The organism is Pseudomonas granadensis (assembly GCF_900105485.1).
Classification (GTDB): domain Bacteria; phylum Pseudomonadota; class Gammaproteobacteria; order Pseudomonadales; family Pseudomonadaceae; genus Aquipseudomonas; species Aquipseudomonas granadensis.
In genome coordinates this window covers 2,938,128-2,965,076 of sequence record NZ_LT629778.1, presented here as the reverse complement: position 1 = coordinate 2,965,076, position 26,949 = coordinate 2,938,128, and the positions used below count along the sequence as shown (strand labels likewise).

Annotated in this window: 19 protein-coding genes; 14 read left to right on the top strand and 5 right to left on the bottom strand. The window is 60.0% G+C overall.

Annotated features, from left to right (window positions below):
• The first annotated feature begins 208 nt into the window (after positions 1–208).
• The 4 genes from BLU52_RS13050 (at position 209) to BLU52_RS13035 (ending at position 2,477) form a co-directional block, all read left to right on the top strand.
• Complete coding sequence (locus BLU52_RS13050) at positions 209–577, top strand: DUF6124 family protein (RefSeq protein ID WP_090283774.1); 369 nt, start codon at positions 209–211, stop codon at positions 575–577.
• Positions 578–755: 178 nt separating this feature from the next.
• Complete coding sequence (locus BLU52_RS13045) at positions 756–1,328, top strand: PAAR domain-containing protein (protein WP_231988030.1); 573 nt, start codon at positions 756–758, stop codon at positions 1,326–1,328.
• Complete coding sequence (locus tag BLU52_RS13040; RefSeq protein WP_090283770.1) at positions 1,328–2,026, top strand: hypothetical protein; 699 nt, start codon at positions 1,328–1,330, stop codon at positions 2,024–2,026. The genes BLU52_RS13045 and BLU52_RS13040 overlap by 1 nt, the downstream gene beginning before the upstream one ends.
• A gap of 19 nt (positions 2,027–2,045) precedes the next feature.
• Positions 2,046–2,477 (top strand): hypothetical protein, encoded by a 432-nt coding sequence (locus tag BLU52_RS13035; protein WP_231988029.1) that lies wholly within the window; start codon positions 2,046–2,048, stop codon positions 2,475–2,477.
• Between the two features lie 103 nt (positions 2,478–2,580).
• Here BLU52_RS13035 and BLU52_RS13030 read toward each other — a convergent pair whose 3' ends face one another.
• Positions 2,581–3,009: a YciI family protein gene (locus tag BLU52_RS13030; protein WP_090283766.1), complete on the bottom strand. Its 429-nt coding sequence runs from the start codon at positions 3,007–3,009 to the stop codon at positions 2,581–2,583.
• 567 nt (positions 3,010–3,576) lie between these two features.
• On the opposite strand from BLU52_RS13030, the gene tpx reads away from it, so the two are divergent.
• From tpx to BLU52_RS12995, 7 genes are all read left to right on the top strand, one after another.
• Positions 3,577–4,077, top strand: coding sequence for a thiol peroxidase (gene tpx / locus BLU52_RS13025; RefSeq protein WP_090283764.1), 501 nt, complete (start codon positions 3,577–3,579; stop codon positions 4,075–4,077).
• A gap of 174 nt (positions 4,078–4,251) precedes the next feature.
• Positions 4,252–5,559 (top strand): MdtA/MuxA family multidrug efflux RND transporter periplasmic adaptor subunit, encoded by a 1,308-nt coding sequence (locus tag BLU52_RS13020; RefSeq protein WP_090283763.1) that lies wholly within the window; start codon positions 4,252–4,254, stop codon positions 5,557–5,559.
• A complete protein-coding gene (locus BLU52_RS13015) occupies positions 5,556–8,657 on the top strand; it encodes an MdtB/MuxB family multidrug efflux RND transporter permease subunit (RefSeq protein WP_090283761.1) in 3,102 nt (1,033 codons plus the stop codon). Before BLU52_RS13020 ends, BLU52_RS13015 begins: the two co-directional genes overlap by 4 nt.
• Positions 8,658–8,757: 100 nt before the next feature.
• Entirely contained in the window at positions 8,758–11,865 is a 3,108-nt protein-coding gene (locus BLU52_RS13010; protein ID WP_090283759.1) for an efflux RND transporter permease subunit, read from the top strand.
• Positions 11,862–13,331 carry an efflux transporter outer membrane subunit gene (locus tag BLU52_RS13005; RefSeq protein ID WP_090283757.1) on the top strand — a complete coding sequence of 490 codons (1,470 nt, stop codon included), beginning with the start codon at positions 11,862–11,864 and terminating at the stop codon, positions 13,329–13,331. Before BLU52_RS13010 ends, BLU52_RS13005 begins: the two co-directional genes overlap by 4 nt.
• A gap of 285 nt (positions 13,332–13,616) precedes the next feature.
• Positions 13,617–15,698, top strand: a complete 2,082-nt coding sequence (locus tag BLU52_RS13000) for a putative bifunctional diguanylate cyclase/phosphodiesterase (RefSeq protein ID WP_090283755.1) — start codon at positions 13,617–13,619, stop codon at positions 15,696–15,698.
• Positions 15,699–15,887: 189 nt separating this feature from the next.
• The gene (locus tag BLU52_RS12995; protein ID WP_090283753.1) at positions 15,888–16,634 is read left to right on the top strand and encodes an SDR family oxidoreductase; all 747 of its coding nucleotides are present in this window, start codon (positions 15,888–15,890) and stop codon (positions 16,632–16,634) included.
• 123 nt (positions 16,635–16,757) lie between these two features.
• Here BLU52_RS12995 and mapR read toward each other — a convergent pair whose 3' ends face one another.
• From mapR to BLU52_RS12980, 3 genes are all read right to left on the bottom strand, one after another.
• On the bottom strand, positions 16,758–18,167 hold the full coding sequence (mapR, locus tag BLU52_RS12990) for a GntR family transcriptional regulator MpaR (protein ID WP_090283751.1): 1,410 nt from the start codon (positions 18,165–18,167) through the stop codon (positions 16,758–16,760).
• A 237-nt stretch (positions 18,168–18,404) separates the two neighbouring features.
• A complete protein-coding gene (gene ccoG, locus BLU52_RS12985) occupies positions 18,405–19,847 on the bottom strand; it encodes a cytochrome c oxidase accessory protein CcoG (RefSeq protein WP_090283749.1) in 1,443 nt (480 codons plus the stop codon).
• Positions 19,848–20,042: 195 nt separating this feature from the next.
• Entirely contained in the window at positions 20,043–20,291 is a 249-nt protein-coding gene (locus tag BLU52_RS12980) for a DUF3203 family protein (protein WP_090283747.1), read from the bottom strand.
• Positions 20,292–20,414: 123 nt separating this feature from the next.
• On the opposite strand from BLU52_RS12980, the gene BLU52_RS12975 reads away from it, so the two are divergent.
• Positions 20,415–20,927: an MgtC/SapB family protein gene (locus BLU52_RS12975; RefSeq protein ID WP_090283745.1), complete on the top strand. Its 513-nt coding sequence runs from the start codon at positions 20,415–20,417 to the stop codon at positions 20,925–20,927.
• A gap of 139 nt (positions 20,928–21,066) precedes the next feature.
• Here BLU52_RS12975 and BLU52_RS26825 read toward each other — a convergent pair whose 3' ends face one another.
• Positions 21,067–21,225: a hypothetical protein gene (locus BLU52_RS26825; RefSeq protein WP_167359896.1), complete on the bottom strand. Its 159-nt coding sequence runs from the start codon at positions 21,223–21,225 to the stop codon at positions 21,067–21,069.
• Between the two features lie 217 nt (positions 21,226–21,442).
• On the opposite strand from BLU52_RS26825, the gene BLU52_RS12970 reads away from it, so the two are divergent.
• Together BLU52_RS12970 and treS are read left to right on the top strand one after the other, a co-directional pair.
• The gene (locus BLU52_RS12970) at positions 21,443–23,437 is read left to right on the top strand and encodes an alpha-1,4-glucan--maltose-1-phosphate maltosyltransferase (RefSeq protein WP_090283743.1); all 1,995 of its coding nucleotides are present in this window, start codon (positions 21,443–21,445) and stop codon (positions 23,435–23,437) included.
• Between the two features lie 170 nt (positions 23,438–23,607).
• The gene (gene treS, locus BLU52_RS12965) at positions 23,608–26,949 is read left to right on the top strand and encodes a maltose alpha-D-glucosyltransferase (RefSeq protein ID WP_090283741.1); all 3,342 of its coding nucleotides are present in this window, start codon (positions 23,608–23,610) and stop codon (positions 26,947–26,949) included.

Genomic DNA, 26,949 nt, shown 5'->3' with positions numbered 1-26,949 from the left:
ACCCCGACGAGTATTAGTGGCGCGTACACGCCTTTCATAACGTATCCTTGCGCACTTCGAATGTGTGCACTCCGTTATGGCGGCTGTGCGCGGGAGACCTTCGGGTCGACCGGGTCGCCGCTGCCCGGGTTTCCAACCTGCGTACAGCTGCCACCTCTTCGTCCGGAAACCGAATGGGGCAGCTCCAACTTTCCAGTGGAGTACCACCATGAAAAAGCCAACACCCAATCCGCCAGAATCAGACGCCGACACCACATCCCCCTGCACGTCAGTCGACAGTAAAAAACTCCACGAAGCCGCCGACCGCGCCCTCGACTACTACCTCAATCCTGCCGCCCGCATTATGTGCAGCGCCAACGAGCCGGAACCCATGTACCTCGCCAACCCCAGGTACAACACCGAATCTCTGCTCGCCAACGCTAGTGAAACCCTCGGCTCTGCCAGCGAAATGCTCATCAACTTCGCCGCCTCGCTGGAAACCTCTCAGCGCAAGACCGCACTGGGCATCGCACAGGTCGTCATGCTAGGCGAGTTAGCGGTAAATCAAGCGCTTGATCACGTCGAACTGAAGGACTGATCGATCTTGATCCTTCCCACGCGCAGCAAAGGACTGCAGCCCTTGACGATCTGCGTAAAATCCGCGGATTGGAAAGCGGAACTCTCCTGTGACATTCCTTTACCGCGCGTTGGAACGGTCAACGACCAACCAAAAAAGACTCAACCCGGGCGAGTTTTTTATCCAGTCCGGAGGCCCTATGGATACCCTGTTTTCACAACAAGATCGGTTAATATCCGCAAGTCGTGATATTCAATGGAGAGAAACGATGGCAGGAAAGCCAGTCGCAAGGCTCGGAGATCCGGGGAGTCACGGTGGAAATATCACCACTGGATCAAGCCCTATCTTTGTTAACTCTACTCCCGTAGCTTTGGTAGGAGATATCTATTCCTGCCCAGTTCACGGTAGCAATCCCATAACAACGGGCGCTCCCCATGTTTTTGGGTTGGGAAAAGACGTTGCCCATGTTGGTTCCCAAACGGCATGTGGAGCGACGATTACTGCTGGATCACCCGACACCTTCGTCGGTGATTCTGGTAGTGCTCCCACCAGCTTCTTCTCGGAGTTTCTGAGAGAAAAGACTTTTGTCGAGTTTCAGTTACTTAGCGAAAGAGATGAACCTGTCGCTAACGAGGCGTATGAATTGACGCTTCCCGATGGAACCTTGATGACTGGCGTCCTCGATGGAAATGGTTTTGTGCATGTTGCAAATATTCCCAGGGGGAGTTGCAGCATAAAATTTCCGAAACTTGAAGATACGGAACATCTTTAATGGTTCAGTCTACTAAAGTTACCAGCACAACCCAGGCAGCAAAAAATACCGGCACATCAGGGAAAACCACAAAAACCAATCAGGTGGTGGTGTCCGGTGCGTATATGGAAGTGCTGGTGGGTGGTCCCTACACCCGCGATAAAGAAGAGCATCCTTTCGGGCACGCGGCTTTACATGTGGTGGTCGGTAGCAAAGACATTACTTATGACTTTGGACGCTATGGAAAAACCTGGGGCACGTTCGATAGCGAGGGCGAAGGCGTGCTGAACGTCTGGACATCCTTCAAAGCTTATATCTCTGGTGAAAACAGTTTGGGACGTACAACAACAGGTTTTGTTTATTTTCTGGAGAATGCAAAAGCTGAGGCTGTGATCGCTCATTTCGACAATATTGTCGCCCAGCAAACAGAACAGCGAAAAAAGACTGCGTCATCAGCACGGTATGTGTTGCCATCCAACTATCATCCGACTACGAATAACTGCACAACCGTGACCATTGCGGGAGCAAAGGTTTCGGGTAAATCAATTGTGCAGAACCCGGCGAAATTTAATGAGATGCGAGGTCTCTCTTTCATCGAGAGACAGGCTGCGCGTACGCAAAGTAGTCCGAAGGACGGGATTTTCATGCCGGCGGATTTACAAGCCATGCTCGAAGCGAATACCGAGGCCCCATATGATAAGAAAAATGTTTACAAATAGGCGACTTGGCGTATGGCTGGTGACAGTTTTATCCGTCAATGCGATTTTTTTGGCTTTTCTGATTTTTGGCGATATTGCGAAGGGGCACAATATGAAAATGATCAAAACTAAAGAACCGTTGCTGATTGAAGGGCCAAATGGCGACGAGAACTACTATGTCCTGCCTTTGGGTACTACGCTTTATCATGATAAAAGTTTTCCTGAAGGGCATGACCGTTATGTAGTGTATCTCAACCATAAAGGTGCAATTGCACACGAAGACGTACCCATGAAACCTGAGTATGGCGGTTCATTTATCGACCCGCTCTGGTTGGCCAATGTTAATGAGGAAGCCTTGAAGGAAATTTTCAAACGTTTCCCGCTTTCCAAAGCGGATGTCGCCGCTGCTATAAAGGCCAATGGAATAACCAAGGATGATCTCGCCGACATAATCCGCTCTATGCCCGACTGATGAATTTGCAGCTTTCGAGTGAAGCAAGGCTGTGATCTTTTGACTTTGCTTTTCCAGATCAAAAGATCGCAGCTTTCGGCAGCTCCTGGATGTGATATTCCGTTTAGCCGTTTTTCTTGGCATGTTCGCGAATGTGCTCTTCCTGCGCTCGCGCCTCGGGCGTGAACTCGGCGCCGAAGTCTTCCGCGGTAAATATCTGGCGGATCTCGATTTCGGCCTCGGTCCCAGGCATTGGATTGGGGCAGCGCTTGACCCACTCGATGGCTTCTTCCTTCGATTTGACTTCCCAGACCCAGTAGCCGGCGATCAGCTCTTTGGTTTCGATGAACGGGCCGTCGATTACGCTGCGCTTGTCCCCGGAAAATCTGACCCGTGCGCCCTTGTTGCTCGGATGCAGCCCATCGGCGCTGACCAGAACGCCGGCCTGCGCCAGTTCTTCGTTGAAATTGCCCATGGCGGTTAGCAGTTCTTCGCTGGGCATGACACCGGCTTCCGAATCGGCGCTGGCTTTGACAAGAATCATGAAACGCATGGTGGTGACTCCGTGGATTGTCGGGGGATTCGCTGTTTAGTCGAATGGGCGGGACGTGAATCGACAATGGGTGGTGAAAAAGATACTGGCGATGATGATCCTGTCGGTCTACCTGAGCGTTTTGTTTGCAGACTCAAGCTACATCGCTGGAATGAAGGTCGGATGTTCGCTCGAAAGCCCCTCACCCTAGCCCTCTCCCAAAGGGAGAGGGGACTGACTGGGGGATACTGAAACGTTATGGCGACCTGTTGATTTTTCACCGAATCCATTGGCCGAAGGGGGCCAGATCAAAGTAGCCGGTTCAACATTTCAGCCCAGCCAAACGCAGATTCAGCATTCAACATAGTTCGGCTCCCTCTCCCTGGGGAGAGGGCTGGGGTGAGGGGCCGGGGCGCAACAAGACTTGAGGTATTGCCCAATACCCATTAATAAGGTCGCCGATTTGTATACAATTTCTCGCGCTCACCCCCAACAATTCAACGAAGGGTTTAGCTCGCCAGGCCAATTCATGGTTAACTTCCGCCTCTTGCATGCTTTCCAATCAAAAACATCAGAAGGACTCAAGTCATGGCTCAAGTCACCCTTAAAGGCAATCCGGTTCAAGTCAACGGCCAGTTGCCACAAGCCGGTTCCAAGGCGCCAGCCTTTTCTCTGGTTGCCGGCGACCTGTCTGACGTCACCCTGAAAGACTTTGCCGGCAAGCGCAAAGTGCTGAACATCTTCCCAAGCGTCGACACCCCGACCTGCGCCACCTCCGTGCGCAAGTTCAACGCTCAGGCCAACGAACTGGCCAACACCGTGGTCCTGTGCATTTCCGCCGACCTGCCATTCGCCCAGGCGCGTTTCTGCGGTGCCGAAGGTCTGGAAAACGTCAAGAACCTGTCGACCCTGCGCGGTGCCGAATTCATCGAAAACTACGGCGTGGCCATCGCTGACGGCCCGCTGAAAGGCCTGACCGCCCGTGCCGTGGTCGTACTGGACGAGAACGACAACGTTCTGCACAGCGAACTGGTCAAGGAAATCGCTGAAGAGCCAAACTACGAAGCGGCACTGTCCGTTCTCAAGTAAGGCTTTTACAATTGTTAACGGCCTGGCCCTGTCCAGGCCGTTTTCATTTGTGTATCAGGGTTTTGCCTCACACCTTGAAACGTAAGTGCAAGGTAAATTGCCGGTAAAGCTGCTTTGCTTAAATCCAGTCAGTGCTTATCGTTCAGCCTCCCGTAATAGAAGCCCACGCGCCCAATGGTTAATCACTCCATGCAATCGTCCTCCCGCAAATCCCGTCGCTGGCTGATCAGCCTGCTTGTCCTGTTGGTGATCGCCGTCCTGTGCTGGAAATTCTGGCCCGCCGGTTCCGCCCACAAGGAGGGCGCGGACAAGACTGCGGCCGGGCACGCCGGGCGTTCGGGAATGATGCGGCCGGGCTTCGGCGGCGGCACCGGGCCGATTCCGGTGCGCGTGGCGCCGGCGGTCACCGGGGACTTCCCGCTGTATTACAAGGCGCTGGGCACCGTGACCGCGCTCAATACCATCAACGTGCGCAGCCGGGTCGGCGGCGAGCTGATGAAGATCAATTTCGAAGAAGGGCAAATGGTCAAGGCTGGCGATGTCCTGGCCGAGATCGATCCGCGTCCGTACCAGAACGCCTTGCTCCAGGCCGAGGGCACCTTGCTGCAGAACCAGGCGCAGTTGAAAAACGCGCAGGTCGACGTCGAGCGTTATCGCGGTTTGTATAAAGAAGACAGCATCGCCAAACAGACACTCGATACCGCCGAAGCACTGGTCGGCCAGTATCTGGGCACGGTCAAGACCAATCAGGCCGCAGTCAACGACGCCAAGCTCAACCTCGAATTCACCAGGATCCGCGCACCGATTGCCGGGCGCGTCGGCTTGCGTCAGGTCGACGTCGGTAACCTCGTCACCGCCAACGACACCACCGCGCTGGCGGTGATCACCCAGACGCAGCCGATCAGTGTGGCCTTCACCTTGCCGGAAAACAGCCTCGACACCGTACTCGCGCGCTATCGCAGCGGCGCCAGACTGTCGGCTGAGGCGTGGGATCGCGGCGACAGCAAACTGCAGGCCACCGGCGTACTGCAAAGCCTCGACAACCAGATCGACGTCGCCACCGGCACCCTGAAATTCAAGGCCCGTTACGATAACCGCGATCAGGCGCTGTTCCCCAATCAGTTCGTCAATATCCATTTGCTCGCGGACACGCTGAAGGGCGTGGTGCTGGCGCCATCCGCAGCGATTCAGTTCGGCACCAACGGCACCTTCGTCTATGCGCTGGACGGCGACAAGAAAGTCACCATCCGCCAGTTGAAGATCGGCGCCAGTGATGGCGAGAACACCGTTGTCACCGAAGGCCTGGCTGCCGGCGACCGGGTAGTGCTGGAAGGCACCGACCGCCTCAAGGAAGGCAGTGAAGTCGAAGTGGTCAACGACAGTAATGAGGTGCCGACCACGCCGACCGAACACCTGCAAGGCAAATCCGCCGCCAATGCGCCGGACGCCGCCGTGACTGACAAGGCCAAGAAGGGCGCATGAACATTTCGCGGCTGTTCATCCTCCGACCGGTAGCCACCACCCTGAGCATGCTGGCCATTGTCCTGGCCGGTCTGATCGCTTATCGCCTGTTGCCGGTGTCGGCGCTGCCGCAGGTTGATTACCCGACCATTCGCGTCATGACCCTGTATCCCGGCGCCAGCCCGGATGTAATGACCAGCGCAGTGACGGCGCCGCTCGAGCGCCAGTTCGGGCAGATGCCCGGCCTGACGCAAATGGCTTCGACCAGTTCCGGCGGCGCGTCGGTGCTGACCCTGCGTTTCAGCCTCGACATCAATATGGATGTCGCCGAGCAGCAGGTACAGGCGGCGATCAACGCGGCGACCAATCTGCTGCCGACCGACTTGCCGGCACCGCCGGTGTACAACAAGGTCAACCCCGCTGATACGCCGGTGCTGACACTGGCGATCACCTCGAAAACCATGCTGCTGCCCAAACTCAACGATCTGGTCGATACGCGCATGGCGCAGAAGATTGCCCAGATCAGCGGGGTCGGCATGGTCAGCATTGCCGGCGGCCAGCGTCAGGCGGTGCGGATCAAGGTCAACCCGGAGGCTTTGGCGGCGAACAGCCTGAACCTGTCGGACGTGCGCACCTTGATCAGCGCCTCCAACGTCAACCAGCCGAAAGGCAACTTCGACGGCCCGACGCGCGTCTCGATGCTTGATGCCAACGACCAACTGACCTCGCCCGAGGACTACGCCAACCTGATTCTTGCCTACAAGAACGGCGCGCCGCTGCGGCTCAAGGACGTCGCCGAGATCGTCGATGGCGCCGAGAACGAACGTCTTGCCGCGTGGGCCAACCAGAATCAGGCGGTGTTGCTGAACATTCAACGCCAGCCCGGCGCCAACGTGATCGAGGTGGTCGACCGCATCAAGGCATTGCTGCCAAGCATCACCGACAACCTGCCGGCCGGCCTCGACGTGACGGTGCTCACCGACCGCACCCAGACCATCCGCGCTTCGGTCACCGATGTGCAACACGAACTGCTGATCGCCATCGCTCTGGTGGTGATGGTGACGTTCCTGTTTCTGCGCCGTTTCAGCGCGACGATCATCCCGTCGGTGGCCGTGCCACTGTCTTTGATCGGCACGTTCGGCGTGATGTATCTGGCCGGGTTCTCGGTCAACAACCTGACCCTGATGGCGCTGACCATTGCCACCGGTTTCGTGGTCGACGACGCGATCGTCATGCTCGAAAACATTTCGCGCTTCATCGAGGAGGGCGACAGCCCGATGCAGGCCGCGCTCAAGGGCGCCAGACAGATCGGCTTCACCCTGATTTCCCTGACCCTGTCGCTGATCGCCGTATTGATCCCGCTGTTGTTCATGGCCGACGTGGTCGGGCGCCTGTTCCGCGAATTCGCGATTACCCTGGCGGTGGCGATCCTGATTTCACTGGTGGTGTCGCTGACCCTGACGCCAATGATGTGCGCACGCTTGCTCAAACGTGAACCGCAAGAACACGAGCAGGGCCGTTTCTATCGGGCCAGTGGTGCCTTCATCGACTGGATGATCGCCGGCTACGGGCGCATGTTGCAGTGGGTGCTCAAGCATCAGCCGCTGACCTTGCTGGTGGCCATCGGCACACTGGCGCTGACGGTGTTCCTGTACATGGTCGTGCCCAAGGGCTTCTTCCCGGTCCAGGACACCGGCGTGATCCAGGGGATTTCCGAAGCGCCGCAGTCAATCTCCTTTGCCGCGATGGGCGAGCGCCAGCAGGAACTGGCCCGGGTCATCCTCGAAGACCCCGCGGTGCAAAGCCTGTCGTCATATATCGGTGTTGACGGCGATAACGCCACCCTCAACAGCGGTCGCTTGCTGATCAACCTCAAGCCCCACGGCGAACGTGATCTGAGCGCCAGTGAAGTGATTGCGCGCCTGCAACCCAAGCTCGACAAGCTCGTCGGTATCCGCCTGTTCATGCAGCCCGTGCAGGACCTGACCATCGAAGACCGCGTCAGCCGCACGCAGTACCAGTTCAGCATGTCCTCGCCGGACGCCGAACTGCTCAGCCAATGGAGCGGGCGGCTGGTCGAGGCATTGGCCCAGCGTCCGGAACTGACTGACGTTGCCAGTGACTTGCAGGACAAGGGTTTGCAGGTCTATCTGGTGATCGACCGCGATGCCGCTTCACGCCTGGGCGTTTCGGTGTCGAACATCACCGATGCGTTGTACGACGCTTTTGGCCAGCGGCAGATCTCGACCATTTACACCCAGGCCAGCCAGTACCGCGTGGTGCTGCAGGCCCAGGCCGGCGAACGCATCGGCCCGCAGGCGCTGGACCAGATCTACGTCAAGACCACCGATGACGCGCAGGTGCGGCTGTCGAGTCTGGCCCATGTCGAAGAGCGGCAGGCGCAGTTGGCAATTACCCATATCGGCCAGTTCCCGGCGGTGATGATGTCCTTCAACCTCGCTCCCGGCGTGGCGCTGGGGCACGCGGTCGACGTGATCGAACAGGTGCAGCAGGAGATCGGCATGCCGGTCGGCGTGCAGACCCAGTTCCAGGGTGCGGCCGAAGCCTTCCAGGCGTCGCTGTCGAGCACCTTGCTGCTGATTCTGGCCGCGGTGGTGACCATGTACATCGTGCTCGGCGTGCTGTACGAAAGCTATATCCACCCGATCACGATTCTTTCGACGCTGCCTTCGGCGGCGGTCGGCGCGTTGCTCGCGCTGCTGCTCAGCGGCAACGATCTGGGGATGATCGCGATCATCGGCATCATTCTGCTGATCGGTATCGTGAAAAAGAACGCGATCATGATGATCGACTTCGCCCTCGATGCCGAGCGCACCCAGGGCATGGCCCCGGAACAGGCGATCTATCAGGCAGCGCTGCTGCGCTTCCGGCCGATCCTGATGACCACGCTGGCGGCATTGTTTGGCGCGGTTCCGTTGATGCTTGCGACCGGTTCCGGCGCCGAGCTGCGTCAACCGCTGGGTCTGGTGATGGTTGGCGGATTGCTGGTAAGCCAGGTGCTGACGCTGTTCACCACACCGGTGATCTACCTGTACTTCGACCGGCTCGGCCGACGCTTTGGCAAGCGCAAGGTTGAAGCTGAAGAGGTCTCGGTATGAAAGCAGCTACAGGCTCCAAGCTTCAAGCTGCAAGAGAGAAGCGGGCTCACTGCAAGCTTGTGGCTTGTGGCTTGCAGCTTGCAGCTGGTGGTTGCCACTTATGAATCTCTCCGGTCCGTTCATCAAGCGCCCCGTGGCAACCATGCTGCTTTCGTTGGCCATCATGCTGCTCGGTGGCGTCAGTTTCGGTCTGCTGCCGGTATCGCCGCTGCCGCAGATGGATTTCCCGGTGATTGTCGTGCAGGCGAGCCTGCCCGGTGCCAGCCCGGAAGTGATGGCGTCGACGGTGGCGACGCCGCTGGAGCGTTCGTTCGGTGCGATTGCTGGCGTCAATACCATGAGCAGTCGCTCCAGTCAGGGCTCGACCCGGGTCATTCTGCAGTTTGACCTCGACCGCGACATCAATGGCGCTGCGCGGGAAGTGCAGGCGGCGATCAACGCGTCGCGCAATCTGCTGCCAAGCGGGATGCGCAGCATGCCGACCTATAAAAAGGTCAACCCGTCGCAGGCGCCGATCATGGTCTTGTCGCTGACATCGGACGTGCTGGAAAAAGGTCAGCTCTACGACCTCGCCTCGACCATCCTCTCGCAGAGCCTGTCCCAGGTGCAGGGCGTCGGTGAAGTGCAGATCGGTGGCAGTTCGCTGCCGGCAGTGCGCATCGAACTTGAGCCGCAGGCGCTGAACCAGTACGGCGTGGCGCTCGACGATGTGCGCAAGACCATCGCCGAAGCCAACGTGCGCCGGCCCAAAGGTTCGGTCGAGGACGGCCAGCGCCTGTGGCAGATCCAGGCCAATGACCAGTTGGAGAAGGCCAAGGACTACGAGTCGCTGATCATCCACTACGCCGACGGCGCGGCGCTGCGCCTCAAGGACGTGGCCAAGGTCAGTGATGGCGTCGAAGACCGTTACAACAGCGGTTTCTTCAACGATGACGCGGCGGTGCTGTTGGTGATCAACCGGCAGGCCGGCGCCAACATCATCGAGACCGTCAACGAGATCAAGGCGCAACTGCCGGCCTTGCAAGCGGTATTGCCGGCCAGCGTCAAGCTGAACCTGGCGATGGACCGCTCGCCGGTGATCAAGGCGACTCTGCACGAAGCGGAAATGACCCTGTTGATCGCCGTGGCCCTGGTGATTGTGGTGGTGTTCCTGTTTCTCGGGAATTTCCGCGCGTCGCTGATTCCGTCCCTGGCCGTACCGGTGTCGCTGGTCGGCACCTTTGCGGTGATGTACCTGTATGGTTTCTCGCTGAACAACCTGTCGCTGATGGCGCTGATTCTCGCCACCGGTCTGGTGGTGGACGACGCCATCGTGGTGCTGGAGAACATTTCCCGGCACATCGATGAAGGCGTCAAACCGATGCAGGCCGCTTACCTCGGGGCCAAGGAAGTCGGTTTCACCTTGCTGTCGATGAACGTCTCGCTGGTGGCCGTGTTCCTGTCGATTCTGTTCATGGGCGGGATTGTCGAAAGCCTGTTCCGCGAGTTTTCCATCACTCTCGCGGCGGCGATCATCGTCTCGCTGGTGGTCTCCCTGACCTTGACGCCGATGCTCTGCGCACGCTGGCTCAAGCCGCACACGCCGGGGCAGGAAAACCGTCTGCAACGCTGGAGCCAGCGGACCAACGACTGGATGGTCGACAAGTATGCCAGCAGTCTCGACTGGGTGCTGCGCCACCGCCGTTTAACCCTGCTCAGCCTGTTGATCACCGTCGCGGTCAACGTTGCCCTGTACGTGGTGGTGCCGAAAACCTTCATGCCTCAACAGGACACCGGTCAGTTGATCGGCTTCGTGCGCGGCGACGACGGCCTGTCGTTCAGCGTGATGCAGCCGAAAATGGAAATCTTCCGCCGCGCTGTGCTCAAGGACGCTGCGGTAGAAAGCGTCGCCGGCTTCATCGGTGGCAGCAACGGCACCAACAACGCCTTCATGCTGGTGCGCCTGAAGCCGATCAAGGACCGCCAGCTCAACGCACAGAAGGTCATCGAACGCCTGCGCAAGGAGATGCCCAAGGTCCCTGGCGCACAACTGATGCTGATGGCCGACCAGGACCTGCAATTCGGCGGCGGCCGCGAGCAGACCACTTCGCAATACAGCTACATCCTGCAAAGCGGTGATCTGGGCGAGCTGCGCAAGTGGTACCCGAAAGTGGTCACCGCGTTGCGCGCGTTGCCTGAACTGACCGCGATCGATGCCCGTGAAGGGGCGGGGGCGCAGCAAGTCACGCTGATCGTGGATCGCGACCAGGCCAAACGCCTCGGCGTCGACATGGACATGGTCACCGCCGTGCTCAACAACGCCTACAGCCAGCGGCAGATATCAACGATCTACGACAGCCTCAACCAATATCAGGTGGTGATGGAGGTCAATCCGAAATACGCCCAGGACCCGGTGACGCTCAAGCAGGTCCAGGTGATTACCGCCGATGGCGCGCGCGTGCCGCTATCGACCTTCGCCCATTACGAAAACAGCCTCGAAGACGACCGCGTCAGCCACGAAGGCCAGTTCGCCTCCGAGAGCATCGCGTTCGATATGGCCGAAGGCGTGACGGTGGAGCAGGGTAGCGCAGCCATCGAGCGGGCGATCGCCAAAGTCGGTCTGCCGGAAGACGTGATCGCGAAAATGGCTGGTACCGCCGACGCCTTTGCCGCGACGCAAAAAAGCCAGCCGTTCATGATTCTCGGCGCACTGCTGGCGGTGTATCTGGTGCTCGGCGTGTTGTATGAAAGTTACATTCATCCGCTGACGATTCTTTCCACGCTGCCGTCAGCGGGTGTCGGCGCGTTGCTGTCGATCTATGTGTTGGGTAGCGAGTTCAGCCTGATCTCCTTGCTGGGCCTGTTCCTGCTGATCGGCGTGGTGAAGAAAAACGCCATTCTGATGATCGACCTGGCCTTGCAACTTGAACGCCATCAGGGCCTGTCGCCGCTGGAGTCGATCCGCAGCGCCTGCCTGCAACGGCTGCGGCCGATTCTGATGACCACGCTGGCGGCGATTCTCGGCGCCTTGCCGCTGCTGCTCGGCCGTGCCGAAGGTGCGGAAATGCGCCAGCCGCTGGGCCTGACCATCATTGGCGGGCTGGTCTTCAGCCAGATCCTCACGCTTTACACCACCCCGGTGGTTTACCTCTATCTCGACAAGCTGCGCCATCGTTTCAACAAATGGCGTGGCGTGCGTACTGACGCCGCTCTGGAAACTCCGCTATGACTGACCATTCGCTTTTCAATTTCGCCACCGCACGGGGTTCGCGCTTGCTGAGCCTGTCGCTGTGCGTGGCGCTGCTCAGTGCCTGCGCTGTCGGCCCGGATTATCAACGCCCGCAGACGGCTGAAATCGCTCAGTACAAGGAAGCCGAAGGCTGGACCCAGGCTAACCCGAGCGATGCGCTGGCCCGGGGCGCCTGGTGGGAGTTGTATGGCGATCAGCAGCTCAACGGGCTGATCGAGAAACTCAACAGCTCCAACCAGACCGTCGCCCAGTCAGAAGCCCAGTATCGCCAGGCCCAGGCCTTGGTGCGCAGCGCGCGCGGGGCGTTTTACCCCAGCGTCGACCTGAGCCTGGGCAAGACTCGCTCCAGCCAGGGCACCGGCAGCAGCAGTTCGAGCCTGAGCAGTTCTTCCAGTGGCATTCGCGATACTTACAATGCTGAGCTGGGCGTCAGTTGGGAAGCTGACGTCTGGGGCAAACTGCGCCGCGGCCTCGAAGCCGACGAGGCCAGCGCCCAGGCCAGTTTTGCCGATCTGGCGGCGATGCGTCTGAGCCAGCAGTCGGAACTGGTGCAGAATTACCTGCAACTGCGGGTCATCGATCAGCAGAAACGTTTGCTCGAAGCGACCGTTGCGGCTTATCAGCGATCGTTGCAGATGACCCAGAACCAGTACCGCGCCGGGGTTTCCGGGCGTGATGCGGTCGCACAGGCGCAGACCCAGCTGAAAAGCACCCAGGCCGATCTGGTCGACCTGATCTGGCAGCGTGCGCAATTCGAGAACGCCATTGCCGTGCTCACCGGGCAAGCGCCGGCGGACTTCAGCATTGCTGAAGTGCAGACCATCCCGAAACTGCCGCAGGTGCCGGTGAGTCTGCCGTCGCAATTGCTGGAACGGCGTCCGGACATTGCTTCGGCGGAGCGTTCGGTGATTGCCGCCAACGCCAATATCGGCGTGGCGAAAGCCGCGTACTACCCGGACCTGACCCTGAGTTTGAGTGGCGGCTATAGCAGCAGTACTTCGCAGAACCTGATCAGCCTGCCGAATCGTTTCTGGTCGGTGGGACCGAAACTGGCGTTGCCGTTGTTCGACGGCGGCCAGCGCTCGGCGGAAGTCGACCGCACCGAAGCGGTATACGACCAGACCGTGGCCCAATACCGGCAGACCGTTCTCGATGGTTTCCGCGAAGTGGAAAACTATCTGGTGCAGCTCAAGGTGTATGAAGAAGAAGCCGCGGTGCGCCAGGAAGCGCTCGACGCGGCGCGCGATTCCTTGCGCCTGACCGAAAACCAGTACAAGGCCGGGTTGATTGCCTATATCGACGTGGTCGTGGTGCAAGCCACGGCACTGAGCAACGAGCGCAGTGTGCTGAATATTCTGCAAAGCCGTTTGATTGCCAGCGTGCAATTGATTGCCGCACTGGGCGGTGGCTGGGATGGCCAGCTGGAAGTCAGTGACACGCAGTAACCTGCCGAACGATCGTTCCCACGCTCTGCGTGGGAATGCATCCCGAGACGCTCTGCGTCCCATCCAGAGCCGAACGCGGAGCGTCCGTTGAGGCATTCCCACGCGGAGCGTGGGAACGATCAATCTGCGAACCGGACGATTGTAAGACGATCAGACACCGCTTCATCGGCTTGATGGCCATTTGCTAACTTTGTCAGTGCGTTCTTCCGCGCAATCAGTACAATCGCCGCATTTGCCCGACCGAGAATGGACGCGATTGTGCGTTGGGTGGCCACGAGAATCCCCATGCTCATCGGTAGTTACTCTTCCACTCTGGTTTTCATTTCGTTGTGCGTGGCGATTCTCGCTTCCTACACCGCACTCGACCTCACCGGCCGCATCGCCACCGCCAAGGGCCGCGCCGTGCATTTCTGGACGGCCGGCGGGGCGTTCGCCATGGGTGTCGGCGTGTGGTCGATGCACTTCATCGGCATGCTCGCCTTCAAACTGCCGATCGATCTGGGCTACGACATTGTCCTCACCGCGCTGTCGCTGCTGATTGCCGTGCTGTCCTGCGGCTTTGCCCTGTGGCTAGTCAGCCAGCCGAAGCTGCCGATCCTGCAACTGGGCTTCGGCGCGCTGATCATGGGCGCCGGCATCAGTGCCATGCATTACACCGGCATGGCGGCGATGCGCATGACACCAGGCATCGATTACGATCCGGCGCTGTTTGGCGCCTCGTTGCTGATCGCCGTCGGCGCTTCGGCCGCAGCGCTGTGGATCGCTTTCCGTCTGCGCCAGCATTCGCCTCATGTGCGGCTGATTCGCGCCGGTGCAGCGGTGATCATGGGGGTTGCCATCGTCGGCATGCATTACACCGGCATGGCCGCTGCGCAATTTCCGGCCGGCAGTTTCTGCGGCGCCACGCTCAACGGCTTGAAAGGCAACGGCCTCGACGGTCTGGTCCTGATCACCACGCTGGCGGTGCTGTCGATTGCCTTGCTCACCTCGATCCTCGACGCCCGCCTCGAAGCACGTACTGCCGACCTCGCACACTCGCTGACTGTGGCCAACCGCGAACTCACGCAATTGGCGCTGCACGACACCCTGACCGGCCTGCCGAATCGCATGCTGCTCGACGACCGCATCAATCAGGCGATGAAAAAAGTCCATGAACACGGCGGCTGTTTCGCGCTGATGTTTATCGATCTGGACGGTTTCAAGCCGGTCAACGATGCGTTCGGCCACCACATGGGCGACGAGTTGCTGCGCGAAGTCGGTGTGCGTCTGCGCGAAGACTTGCGCGGCCAGGACACACTGGCGCGGATCGGCGGTGACGAGTTCGTCCTGCTGGTGCGTTTGAGTGAACCCAATGATGCGCTCGGCCTGGCTGCGCGCCAGGTGGGTTTGGTCGCCCAGGCGTTCCGCGTCGCGGGCCATGATCTGCAGATTTCCGCCAGCGTCGGCATCGCCCTGTACCCGGGCAACGGCCAGAACGCCCAGGAACTGCTGATGAACGCGGACGCGGCGATGTACCACGCCAAGGGTGGCGGAAAAAACGGCTACAGCTTTTTCGACGCCTCGATGAACAACAACGCGCGCAAGCAGTTGCAGTTGCTGCAAGACCTGCGCGCGGCGCTGGAGCACAGCCAGTTCAGCCTGCATTATCAGCCCAAGTTCGACGCCGGCAATGGTCGGGCAGTCGGGGCCGAGGCGTTGCTGCGCTGGCAGCACCCGGTGCACGGCCTGTTGATGCCGGACAAGTTCATCGAACTGGCGGAGAAAAGCGGCCTGATCATTCCAATCGGTGAGTGGGTGCTCAACGAGGCCTGCCGGCAGATGCGCGAGTGGTTCGTGCTCGGTTACACCGACTGGCGGATTGCCGTGAACCTCTCGGCCCTGCAGTTCTGCCACACCGGGCTGGTGCGCAGCGTCGCCAAAGCGTTGGCCACGCATCACTTGCCCGCGAACAGCCTGACGCTGGAAATCACCGAAACCACGGCGATGAGCGATGCCGATGCGAGCATGACGGTGTTGCAGGAGTTGTCGGACATGGGCGTCGACCTGTCGATCGATGACTTCGGCACCGGATATTCCAGCCTGATGTACCTCAAGCGCCTGCCGGCCAACGAGCTGAAGATCGATCGGGGTTTTGTCCGCGATCTGGAACACGACAGCGACGACGCGGCGATTGTCTCGGCGATCGTGGCGCTGGGGCAGGCGCTGGGTCTGCGGATTGTTGCTGAAGGGGTTGAAACCGGGGTGCAGCAGAAGTTTCTGACCCAGTTGGGCTGTGATTCCCTGCAGGGCTATCTGCTCGGGCACCCGATGCCGGCCGAGCGTTTCATGCAGGACATTGTGCGCGGTGAGGCATTGGCGCTGGCCTGACTGACCGCGTCGCCTGCAATCGCCAGCAGGCTGGCTCCCACAGGGTTTTGCATCTTGAACAGGTCCAGTGTGGGAGCTAGCCTGCTGGCGATGGCGGCCGGCCGGGCGCCACAGACCTTATGCAAAACCCGGCAATGACGGTTATTCTTGGCCCCGACTGTCACGTGTGCATTCGGGGGAAAGGCCAGCATGGATAAAGTCATCGTGATCACCGGCGGCGGGCGTGGCATCGGCGCCGCTACGGCGCTGTTGGCGGCCGAGCAGGGCTATCGGATCTGCATCAACTATCAGTCGGATGAACAAGCCGCGCACAGTGTGCTCGAGCAAGTCCGTGCCCTGGGCGCCCAGGCGATTGCGGTACGCGCCGACGTCAGTATTGAAGATGAGGTGATTGCACTGTTCCATCGCGTCGACAGCGAGCTGGGCCGGGTCACCGCTCTGGTGAACAACGCCGGCACCGTCGGGCAAAAGTCGCGGGTCGATGAGATGTCCGAATTCCGTATTCTGAAAATCATGAAAACCAACGTGCTGGCGCCGATCCTCTGCGCCAAACACGCGATCCTGCGCATGTCGCCCAAGCACGGCGGGCAGGGTGGCAGCATCGTCAACGTGTCCTCCGTCGCCGCACGGCTCGGTTCGCCCAACGAGTACGTCGATTACGCCGCCTCCAAAGGCGCACTCGATACCTTCACCATTGGCCTGTCGAAGGAAGTGGCGGGCGAAGGCATTCGGGTCAATGCGGTGCGTCCGGGTTACATCTATACCGATTTCCACGCGTTGAGCGGCGACCCGGAGCGGGTCAGCAAACTGGAATCGGCGATCCCCATGGCCCGTGGTGGCCGCCCGGATGAAGTGGCGGAGGCGATTGTCTGGTTGTTGTCGGACAAGGCGTCGTATGCGACGGGGACGTTTGTGGATCTGGGGGGCGGGCGCTAGTTCTGCGGTGGCTGGTCGGGCGCTATCGCCAGCAGGCTGGCTCCCACATCGGTTCTGTATTCACAAATTTACTGTGGGAGCCAGCCTGCTGGCGATGGCGATCAACCAGGCAACCTCTGTCTGTCAGAACGACCGCACAATCCGCCCCAACGTCTCCATGGCCTTTTCCGAATCCTCGGTCCACGGGCTGCCATAGTTCAGGCGAATGCAATTTCGAAAGCGTTGGGTCGGTGAGAAAATCGGCCCCGGCGCTATGCTGATGCCTTGGGCCAGCGCCATCTGAAACAACTTCAGCGAATCCATCTGCGGTGGCAATTCCAGCCACAAAAAGTACCCGCCTGCCGGCTGGCTGACTCGCGTCTGCGCCGGGAAGTAACGAGCGATGGCCGCTAGCATGGCGCTTTGCTGTTCCTCCAGCGCATAGCGCAATTTGCGCAAGTGGCGGTCGTAGCCGCCGTGTTGCAGGTAATCGGCAATCGCTGCTTGCGCCGGCATCGACGCGCACAGCGAGGTCATCAGTTTCAGTCGTTCGATCTTTTGCGCGTAGCGCCCGGCGGCGACCCAGCCGATGCGATAGCCGGGGGCGAGGCTTTTGGCGAACGAGCCGCAGTGCATGACCAGCCCTTCGGTGTCGAACGCCTTGGCGGGCTTCGGCGCGTGCTGGCCGTAATAGAGTTCGGCGTAGACATCGTCTTCGATCAGCGGGACCTGGTGCTCGCGCAGCAGTTCGACCAGTTCCTGTTTCTTCGCCTCGGGCATGGTCGCGCCCATCGGGTTCTGAAAACTGGTCATGCACCAGCAGGCCTTGATCGGATGGCGTTCGAGCGTCTGCGCGAGCACGCCGAGGTCGATGCCGTCGCGCGGATGCACGGGAATTTCCACGGCCTTGAGCTTGAGCCGCTCGAGCACTTGCAGGCTGGCATAGAACGCCGGGGCTTCGATGGCCACCAGATCGCCGGGCTCGGTCACGGCTTGCAGGCACAGGTTCAGCGCTTCGAGCGCGCCGTTGGTGATCAGCAGTTCTTCCATCGGCAGCATCAGCCCGCCGACCATGTAGCGCAGGGCGATCTGCCGACGCAATTGCGGATTGCCCGGCGACATGTCGGTGACCACCATGCGCGGGTCCATCTCGCGCGTGGCGCTGGCGAGCGAGCGCGACAGCCGTTGCAGCGGGAACAGGGTCGGACTGGGGAAGGCCGAGCCGAAGGGTACGGTGTTCGGGTCCTTGATCGAATCGAGCACCGAGAACACCAGTTCGCTGACGTCGACTTCGGTGGACTCATTGACCTGATGGCTGATCACCGGCTCGGAAAACGGGCTCGGTGCATGAGTGTTGACGAAATAGCCGGAACGCGGACGCGCACGGATCAGGCCGCGGCGTTCGAGCAGGTAGTAGGCCTGGAATACCGTGGACGGGCTGACGCCGTAGGTCTGGCTGGCGTAACGCACCGACGGCACGCGCTGGCCGGGACCGAGGACGCCGGAGCGGATCAGTTCGGCGATGTCGTCAGCGAATTTTTCGTAGCGTTTCATTGGGGGCCTTGGTGTTCTGGATTTTTGTGGTGTGTCAGGGGGAAGGCCCCTCACCCTGGCCCTCTCCCGGAGGGAGAGGGGACTGATCGGGGATGTTTAAGACATATGCTGACCTGAGCTGGCTGTGTTGAATTCATAATCAACTTGGTTTTGCAGGTTGATGCAGAAAGTCATACACCTCGGTCGGCTCCCTCTCCCTCGGGAGAGGGCTGGGGTGAGGGGCCCGATTCTAACGGCTCAACGATTCATCGGTGCGACAAACCTGCTCTTGGCCACGCTGTACACCTGTGGCTCGTCGCTGTCGGCGATCCTGAAACTCAACGTTTGCGAGCTGCTGCTCGGCCGTTCGCTGGTCATCGCCACGGACACGGGCACATCGACAATCTCGCCGGGCGCCAGGCTCAGTTCGGTCAGGCCTTGCAACTGGAAGCCATCCGCGTCGACCAAGCTCAGGTTGTAGTTCTGCCGTTGTTGGGTCTTGTTGATGACCTTGAGGCTATAGATGTTCTCGATTTGCCCCTGAGCATTTTCGCGAAACAGCCCGCGGTCCTTGGTCACGTCCAGCGAGACCATCGGCCGCTCCACCAACGCCCACGCCAGCGTGCCGAGCATCACCAGCAGCACCAGCGTGTAGCCGATCAAACGAGGACGCAGCAGATGCGTTTTGCCGCCCTGCAATTCGCGCTCGGAACTGTAGCGGATCAAGCCGCGCGGGTAGTTCATCTTGTCCATGATCGAATCGCAGGCGTCGATACACGCAGCGCAGCCGATGCATTCCATTTGCAGGCCGTCGCGGATGTCGATGCCGGTCGGGCAGACCTGCACGCACAGCTGACAATCGATGCAATCGCCAAGTCCGGCTTCTACAGGTTTGATCTCGCGTTTGCGTGGGCCACGGTTTTCGCCGCGCGCGGCGTCGTAGGCGATGGTCAAGGTGTCTTTGTCGAACATCACGCTCTGGAACCGCGCATAGGGGCACATGTGCATGCACACCGCCTCGCGCAGCCAACCGGCATTGATGTACGTGGCTGTGGTGAAGAACAGCACCCAGAACAAACTGACACCGCCGATCTGCAAGGTCAGCAGCTCTTCCGCGAGTGGCCGGATCGGGGTGAAGTAGCCGACGAAGGTCAGGCCGGTGAGCACGCTGATCGCCAGCCACAAGGTGTGCTTGGCCGCGCGCCGTGCCAGTTTGTTCAGGTTCCACGGCGCGGCTTGCAGTTTGATCCGCTGGTTGCGCTCGCCTTCGGTGATTTTCTCGCACCACATGAACATCCATGTCCACGAACTTTGCGGGCAGGTATAGCCGCACCAGACGCGGCCGGCGAACACGGTGATGGCGAACAGGCCGAACGCGGCAATGATCAGCAGCGCCGACAGCAGAATGAAATCCTGTGGCCAGAAGGTTGCGCCAAAGATATGGAATTTGCTTTCAGCCAGATCCCAGAGCACCGCCTGGCGACCACCCCAATTCAGCCATACCGTGCCGAAGAACAAGGCAAACAGAAACCCCGCGCCGCTGAGGCGCAACCTGCGAAACAGACCGGTGAAGCTGCGGGTGTGAATCTGGGTGTCGCTGGACTTGAATGTCGCCTTCAGCGGGCGTGCGGGCACCTTCTTTATATGAGGCGCTTGGGTGGGGGACGCTTCAACGGTTCGGACGGGGATTCGTTCGCTCATGCTCGTTCGCTCATCAGCCTCCATCAGGCCGGAGCACTATGAGCGTCGATCTGTTTGCAGAACAGACTCAGGTATTTGAATAAAAAGCGGATCAGACGGGCGTGGGCGCAGAGCGTGCGTCAACTTGAAGCAGCACGCGGATAAAGGCGCAAGCGACTATCGCAGGCGTTCGCGCGCCGTGTTGACCAAGGTCAGTCAAATCACCGAATCACCCGTGTCCGCTTTCACATGTTCGCGGCCGTCTTTGGCGCCGGCGAAGGTCAGTGCATTGACTTCGGCCTCGGTCAGGTAGATGCGCTGACCTTCGATATCGACCGCCGACATGGCTTTGTCGGTGTCGGTGATTACGGTCAGGTCGCTGCACAGGCGAATTTCCTCGCCGTTTTCAACGGTAAAAAAACAGACCTTTTGCTCAGAGTTGGTTTCATCGATTCGAACAGGCATCGCGGCAGTCCTTGTTCCAGTGAGATCTGTACGTTAGGAAGCGCAGCGCGCCGATCGTTCTGCGCAACCGATTAATGGTCGCCGTTGTCCATCGTTTATCAAGCCATAACAAGAGACTGAACGATGGACGACTGGTGGGACGAGGTGTGGCAAACCCTGCAAGCGGAATTCGCCGACGTCGCCGATGCATCACAGATCACTCGCATCACCGTACGCCTGGTGATGGCGGCGGTGCTCGGCGGCATTCTTGGCTTCGAGCGCGAGCACAAGGGCAAGGCCGCTGGCGTGCGTACGCACATGCTGGTGGCGCTCGGCGCCGCATTGTTCGTGCTGGTGCCGCAAACCTCGGGCGCGGAATCCGATGCCATGAGTCGGGTGTTGCAAGGGGTGATCGCCGGGATCGGCTTTCTGGGGGCCGGGACCATTCTGAAGAATCAGCAGGGCGACGAGGCCCACGTCAAAGGCCTGACCACGGCGGCGGGGTTGTGGATGACGGCGGCGATCGGCGTGGCGGTGGGGCTGGGCAAGGAGGCGACAGCGCTGCTGAGTACCATTCTGGCGCTGGCGATCTTCAGCGTGATGCCTCATGTGGTGCGGGTGTTTGAAAAGGACGTCGACAAGAATGACCACCTCTGACTGATCGCTGCCACGGTGATCGTTCCCACGCTCTGCGTGGGGATGCCTCAAGGGACGCTCCGCGTTCCAGCTTCAGAAGGGACGCAGAGCGTCCCGGGCTGCATTCCCACGCGGAGCGTGGGAACGATCAGTGCGGGGGCTAGACGATAACGGGGGGCATCGTGCTGGGTGGTTCTTCTTTCGGCGGTGGTGTGGTGCCCGGCGGTTCCTGCTCGGGCACCGCTGGCGGTTCGGTTTCCGGCAGGGTCGGTTTGTCGATGTTCGGGTCCGGCGTTTCCGCCGGGATCGGGATAGTCATTGAGAACCTCCGTGTGGCACATGGCGTGAGACGTGCTTAAGTGGGTTGACCACCTTGCGATCAATTCGATCCGCCGTCGCGGCGCAGTAATTTCATCTGAACTTTTATCCGCGGCGGTCGCTCGGAACCTAAGTGAGTTCAACACGGGGCGGCTGCCCTGTCGCGAACAGTGATCAGGCACAAGAGCGTCCTTGGGGCGTAGAAGGAGAGATGCTCAATGACTGCTGAACAACCTTCCGAACTCGGCTACAACCCGCACATGCCGCTGGCGCAGGCGTTGTTGCTGCCGCGTATCGTTATCGAAAACACCATGCCGACCCTCGACGGCGGCCAGTTCGCGGTCAAGTCGATCGCCGGGCGCGACATAGTCGTCACCAGCAAGGTCTTCGCCGATGGCCACGACAAACTCGCGGTGCGCATCCGCTGGCGCGAAGCAGGCGCCGAGGAATGGCAGACCGAGGTCATGTCCGATCAGGGCAATAACGGCTGGCGAGGCCAGTTCCGCCCGCAGGAGCAGGGCCGCTACGTTTATTGCATCGAAGCGTGGATCGATCATTTCGCCAGTTTTCAATATGAACTGGAGAAGAAGCACAGCGCCGCCGTGCCGGTCTCGCTGGAATTGCAGGAAGGCCGCAGCATGGTGCAACAGGCCGCCGAACGCAGCGAAGGTCAGCTCAGCGAAGACCTTGCCGCGCTGCACCACCAATTGTCCGGCCTGCTCGAAACCGAGCAGGTCGCGTTATTTCTGCACTCGCGCAGTGCAGAGTTGATGGCCCAGGCCGATCACCGCGCCTATCTGAGCATCAGTCCCGAATTCCCCGTAGACGTTGAACGTGAACTGGCCGAATTCGCCAGTTGGTACGAGCTGTTTCCGCGCTCGATCACCGACGATCCCAAGCGCCACGGCACGTTCAACGATGTGCATTCACGCTTGCCGATGATTCAGGACATGGGTTTCGACGTGCTGTACTTCACGCCGATCCATCCGATTGGTCGCGCGCATCGCAAGGGCCGCAACAATTCGCTGACCGCCGGCCCGGACGATCCTGGCAGCCCGTATGCGATTGGCAGCGAGGAGGGCGGCCACGAAGCGATTCACTCGCAACTTGGCACCCGCGAAGACTTCCGCCGATTGGTGGCCGCGGCCGCTGAACATGGGCTGGAGATCGCCCTCGATTTCGCGATCCAGTGTTCGCAGGACCACCCGTGGCTCAAGCAGCATCCGGGCTGGTTCAACTGGCGCCCGGACGGCACGATCAAATACGCCGAGAACCCGCCGAAGAAATATCAGGACATCGTCAACGTCGATTTCTACGCGCCGGATGCGATTCCGAGCCTGTGGGTGGAGTTGCGCGACATCGTCGTCGGCTGGGTCGAGGAGGGTGTGAAGATCTTTCGCGTCGACAACCCGCACACCAAACCGCTGCCGTTCTGGCAATGGCTGATCGCTGATGTGCGCGCGCTGTACCCGGAGGTGATCTTCCTCGCTGAAGCTTTCACTACCCCGGCAATGATGGCGCGTCTGGGCAAGGTTGGTTACACGCAGAGCTACACCTATTTCACCTGGCGCAACACCAAGGCCGAGCTGGCCGAGTATTTCACCGAACTGAACCAGTCGCCGTGGCGTGAATGCTACCGGCCGAATTTCTTCGTCAATACACCGGACATCAATCCGGCGTTCCTGCATGACTCCGGGCGTCCCGGGTTCCTCATTCGGGCGGCGCTGGCGACCATGGGCTCTGGCCTGTGGGGCATGTATTCGGGCTTTGAACTGTGCGAATCGGCGCCGGTGCCGGGCAAAGAGGAATATCTGGATTCGGAGAAGTATGAGATCCGCGTCCGCGACTTCACGGCACCGGGCAACATCATTGCCGAGATCGCCCAGCTCAACCGCATCCGCCGGCAGAACCCGGCGCTGCACACGCATCTGGGCCTGACGATCTACAACGCCTGGAACGACAACATTCTGTACTTCGGCAAGCGCAGCGCGGATGGCAGCAATTTCATTCTGGTGGCGGTCAGCCTTGATCCGCATAACGTTCAGGAAGCGAATTTTGAACTGCCGCTGTGGGAAATGGGTCTGCCAGACGATGCGACGACCCACGGCGAAGACTTGATGAACGGTCACCGCTGGGACTGGCATGGCAAATACCAGTTCATGCGCATTGATCCGGCGTACCAGCCGTTCGGGATCTGGCGGATTACTGCGTGAACATCCAAACCCCTGTGGGAGCGAGCCTGCTCGCGATAGCGATCTTGCAGGCGACGCCTTCGGTGAATGTCCAGACGCATTCGCGAGCAGGCTCGCTCCCACAGGGTATGCAGCGCATTCGAGTCAAGTGAACGGCTCACGGTTTTTCCAGAATTGAACAGGAGTTTCACATGGCGAAGAAACCCAAGGCAGCCGCCTTCATCAAAGACCCGCTCTGGTACAAGGATGCGGTGATCTATCAGGTTCACGTCAAATCGTTTTTCGACTCCAACAATGACGGAATCGGCGACTTTCCCGGCTTGATCGCCAAACTCGATTACATTGCCGACCTCGGCGTCAACACCATCTGGCTTTTGCCGTTCTATCCTTCGCCACGTCGCGATGACGGCTACGACATCGCCGAATACCGCGGCGTGCACAGCGACTACGGGACCATGGCCGATGCGCGGCGCTTTATCGCCGAGGCGCACAAGCGTGGCTTGCGCGTCATTACCGAGCTGGTCATCAACCACACCTCGGACCAGCATCCGTGGTTTCAACGCGCGCGCAAGGCCAAGCCCGGTTCGGCGGCGCGGGATTTCTACGTGTGGTCGGATGACGATCAGAAATACGACGGCACGCGGATCATCTTCCTCGACACCGAAAAATCCAACTGGACCTGGGACCCGGTCGCTGGCCAGTACTTCTGGCACCGCTTCTATTCACACCAGCCGGACCTGAATTTCGATAATCCGCAAGTCATGAAAGCGGTGCTGTCAGTGATGCGCTACTGGCTGGACATGGGCATCGATGGCCTGCGTCTGGACGCGATTCCGTATCTGATCGAGCGCGACGGCACCAACAACGAAAACCTGCCGGAGACCCACGACGTCCTCAAGCAGATCCGCGCCGAGATCGACGCCAATTACCCTGACCGCATGCTGCTCGCCGAGGCCAATCAATGGCCGGAAGACACGCAGCTGTACTTCGGCGACACCGATGCTGCCGGGATCAATGGCGATGAATGCCACATGGCTTTTCACTTTCCGCTGATGCCACGCATGTACATGGCGCTGGCACAGGAAGATCGCTTCCCGATCACCGATATTCTTCGCCAGACCCCGGAAATTCCAGCCAACTGCCAATGGGCGATTTTCTTGCGCAACCACGATGAGCTGACCCTGGAAATGGTCACCGACAAAGAGCGCGATTACCTGTGGAACTACTACGCCGCGGATCGTCGTGCACGGATAAACCTTGGCATACGCCGGCGTCTGGCGCCGTTGATGGAGCGTGATCGCCGCCGCATCGAGTTGCTCAACAGCCTGTTGCTGTCGATGCCTGGCACGCCGACCTTGTATTACGGCGACGAGATCGGCATGGGCGACAACATCTATCTGGGCGACCGCGATGGCGTGCGTACTCCCATGCAGTGGTCGATCGACCGCAACGGCGGCTTCTCCCGCGCCGACCCGGCGAGCCTGGTGCTGCCACCGATCATGGACCCGCTCTATGGTTATCAATCGGTCAACGTCGAAACCCAGTCGGGCGATCCGCATTCGTTGCTGAACTGGACGCGCCGCCTGCTCGCCGTGCGCAAGCAATCCAAGGCGTTCGGCCGCGGCACGTTGAAGATGCTCTCGCCGAACAACCGGCGGGTGCTGGCGTATATCCGTGAGTACACCGATGTCGACGGCAAGCACGAGATCATTCTCTGCGTGGCCAACGTGTCGCGCAGTGCGCAAGCGGTGGAGCTGGATCTCTCGGCTTACGCTGGCATGGTCCCGGTAGAAATGCTTGGCGGCAACGCGTTCCCGCCCATCGGCCAGTTGAATTTCCTCCTGACCCTGGCGCCGTATGGCTTCTACTGGTTCGGCCTGGCCGCGGAAAACCAGATGCCGAGCTGGCACGTCGAGCCGGCGCAGAGCCTGCCGGACTTCACCACGCTGGTGCTGAAAAAACGCATGGAAGAACTGCTCGAAGCGCCGTCGCGCACGACGCTGGAGCAAAGCATCCTGCCGAGCTGGCTGCAGAACCGCCGCTGGTTCGCTGGCAAGGATGCGGCGATCGAGAAGGTCCATCTGGCTTACGGCGTGCGTTTCGGCGATGCCCAGCATCCGGTACTGCTCAGCGAAATCGAAGTCACTGCTGGCGGCCAGACCCATCGCTATCAGTTGCCGTTCGGCTTCATCGCAGAGGACCAGGTCGGCCCGGCATTGCCGCAGCAATTGGCGCTGTCGCGTGTAAGACGTGTGCGACAGGTCGGTCTGATCACCGATGCGTTCAGCCTCGAAGCCTTCGTGCGCGCAGTGCTGCAAGGCATGCAGAACGACACGGTGCTGGAGTCGGCCGAGGGGGAAATCCGCTTTGCCTCGACGGAGCATTTGGAAAAACTGGGGCTCAGTGCCGAGTCGGAAGTGCGTTATCTGTCGGCCGAACAGTCGAACAGCTCGGTGGTGATCGGCAACAGCCTGGTGCTTAAGCTGATACGCAAAGTCGCTTCTGGCGTACACCCGGAACTGGAGATGAGCGCTTACCTGACCGAGGCCGGATTTGCCAATATCTCTCCGCTGCTGGGTTCGGTGATTCGCCGCGATGGCGCCGGCGAAGACAACCTGCTGATGATTGCCCAAGGTTATCTGAGCAATCAGGGCGATGCCTGGGAATGGACGCAGAACAATCTGGAACGGGCATTGCGCGACGAACTGGCCGATGCCGTCTCCGAGCAGGAGCAACATTACAACGCCCTTGGCGAGTTGAAGGATTTTGCCGGCATGCTCGGCCAGCGTCTGGGCGAGATGCATCAGGTGCTCGCCGCGCCGACCGACAATGCCGATTTCGCACCGCAAGTGGCGTCGGCAAAGGACATGCAGGCGACCGGCAAGGACGTTGCCGCACAGGTCGAGCGTGCGCTGACCCTGCTCAAGCAGCATCAGGGCGAACTCAGCGCAGCGGACCAGAAACTGGTCAAGCGCTTGATCGACGACAAGAAAACCATCCTCGCCCATGTGCAGGATCTGGCGAAAAAAGCCACCGGCGGGCTGCGCATTCGCGTCCACGGCGATCTGCACCTTGGTCAGGTTCTGGTGATCAAAGGCGATGCCTACCTGATCGATTTCGAGGGCGAACCAGCGCGGCCATTGAGTGAACGCCGTGGCAAACACAGTCCGTACAAGGACGTCAGCGGGGTGCTGCGCTCCTTTGATTACGCAGCGGCGATGACGATCAACGTGCACAACGTCGATAACAGCGCCGAAGCTGAAGCTGCGCGTAAACGCGTCGCCGAACGCTATCTGCGTGAAGCCCGCGAGGCATTTGTTCAGGCCTATCGCCAGGCAGCGGCTAACCTTGATCATGCCTGGCAGGATCCTGCAGGTGCCGACGCCGCGCTGGCGCTGTTCGGCCTGGAGAAGGCGGCCTATGAAGTGGCCTATGAAGCCTTGAATCGCCCCACGTGGTTGCCCGTGCCATTGCACGGTTTGTATGGGTTATTGACGGGGCTTAAACCCTTTTCCGATCTTGGTGGAGAGTAG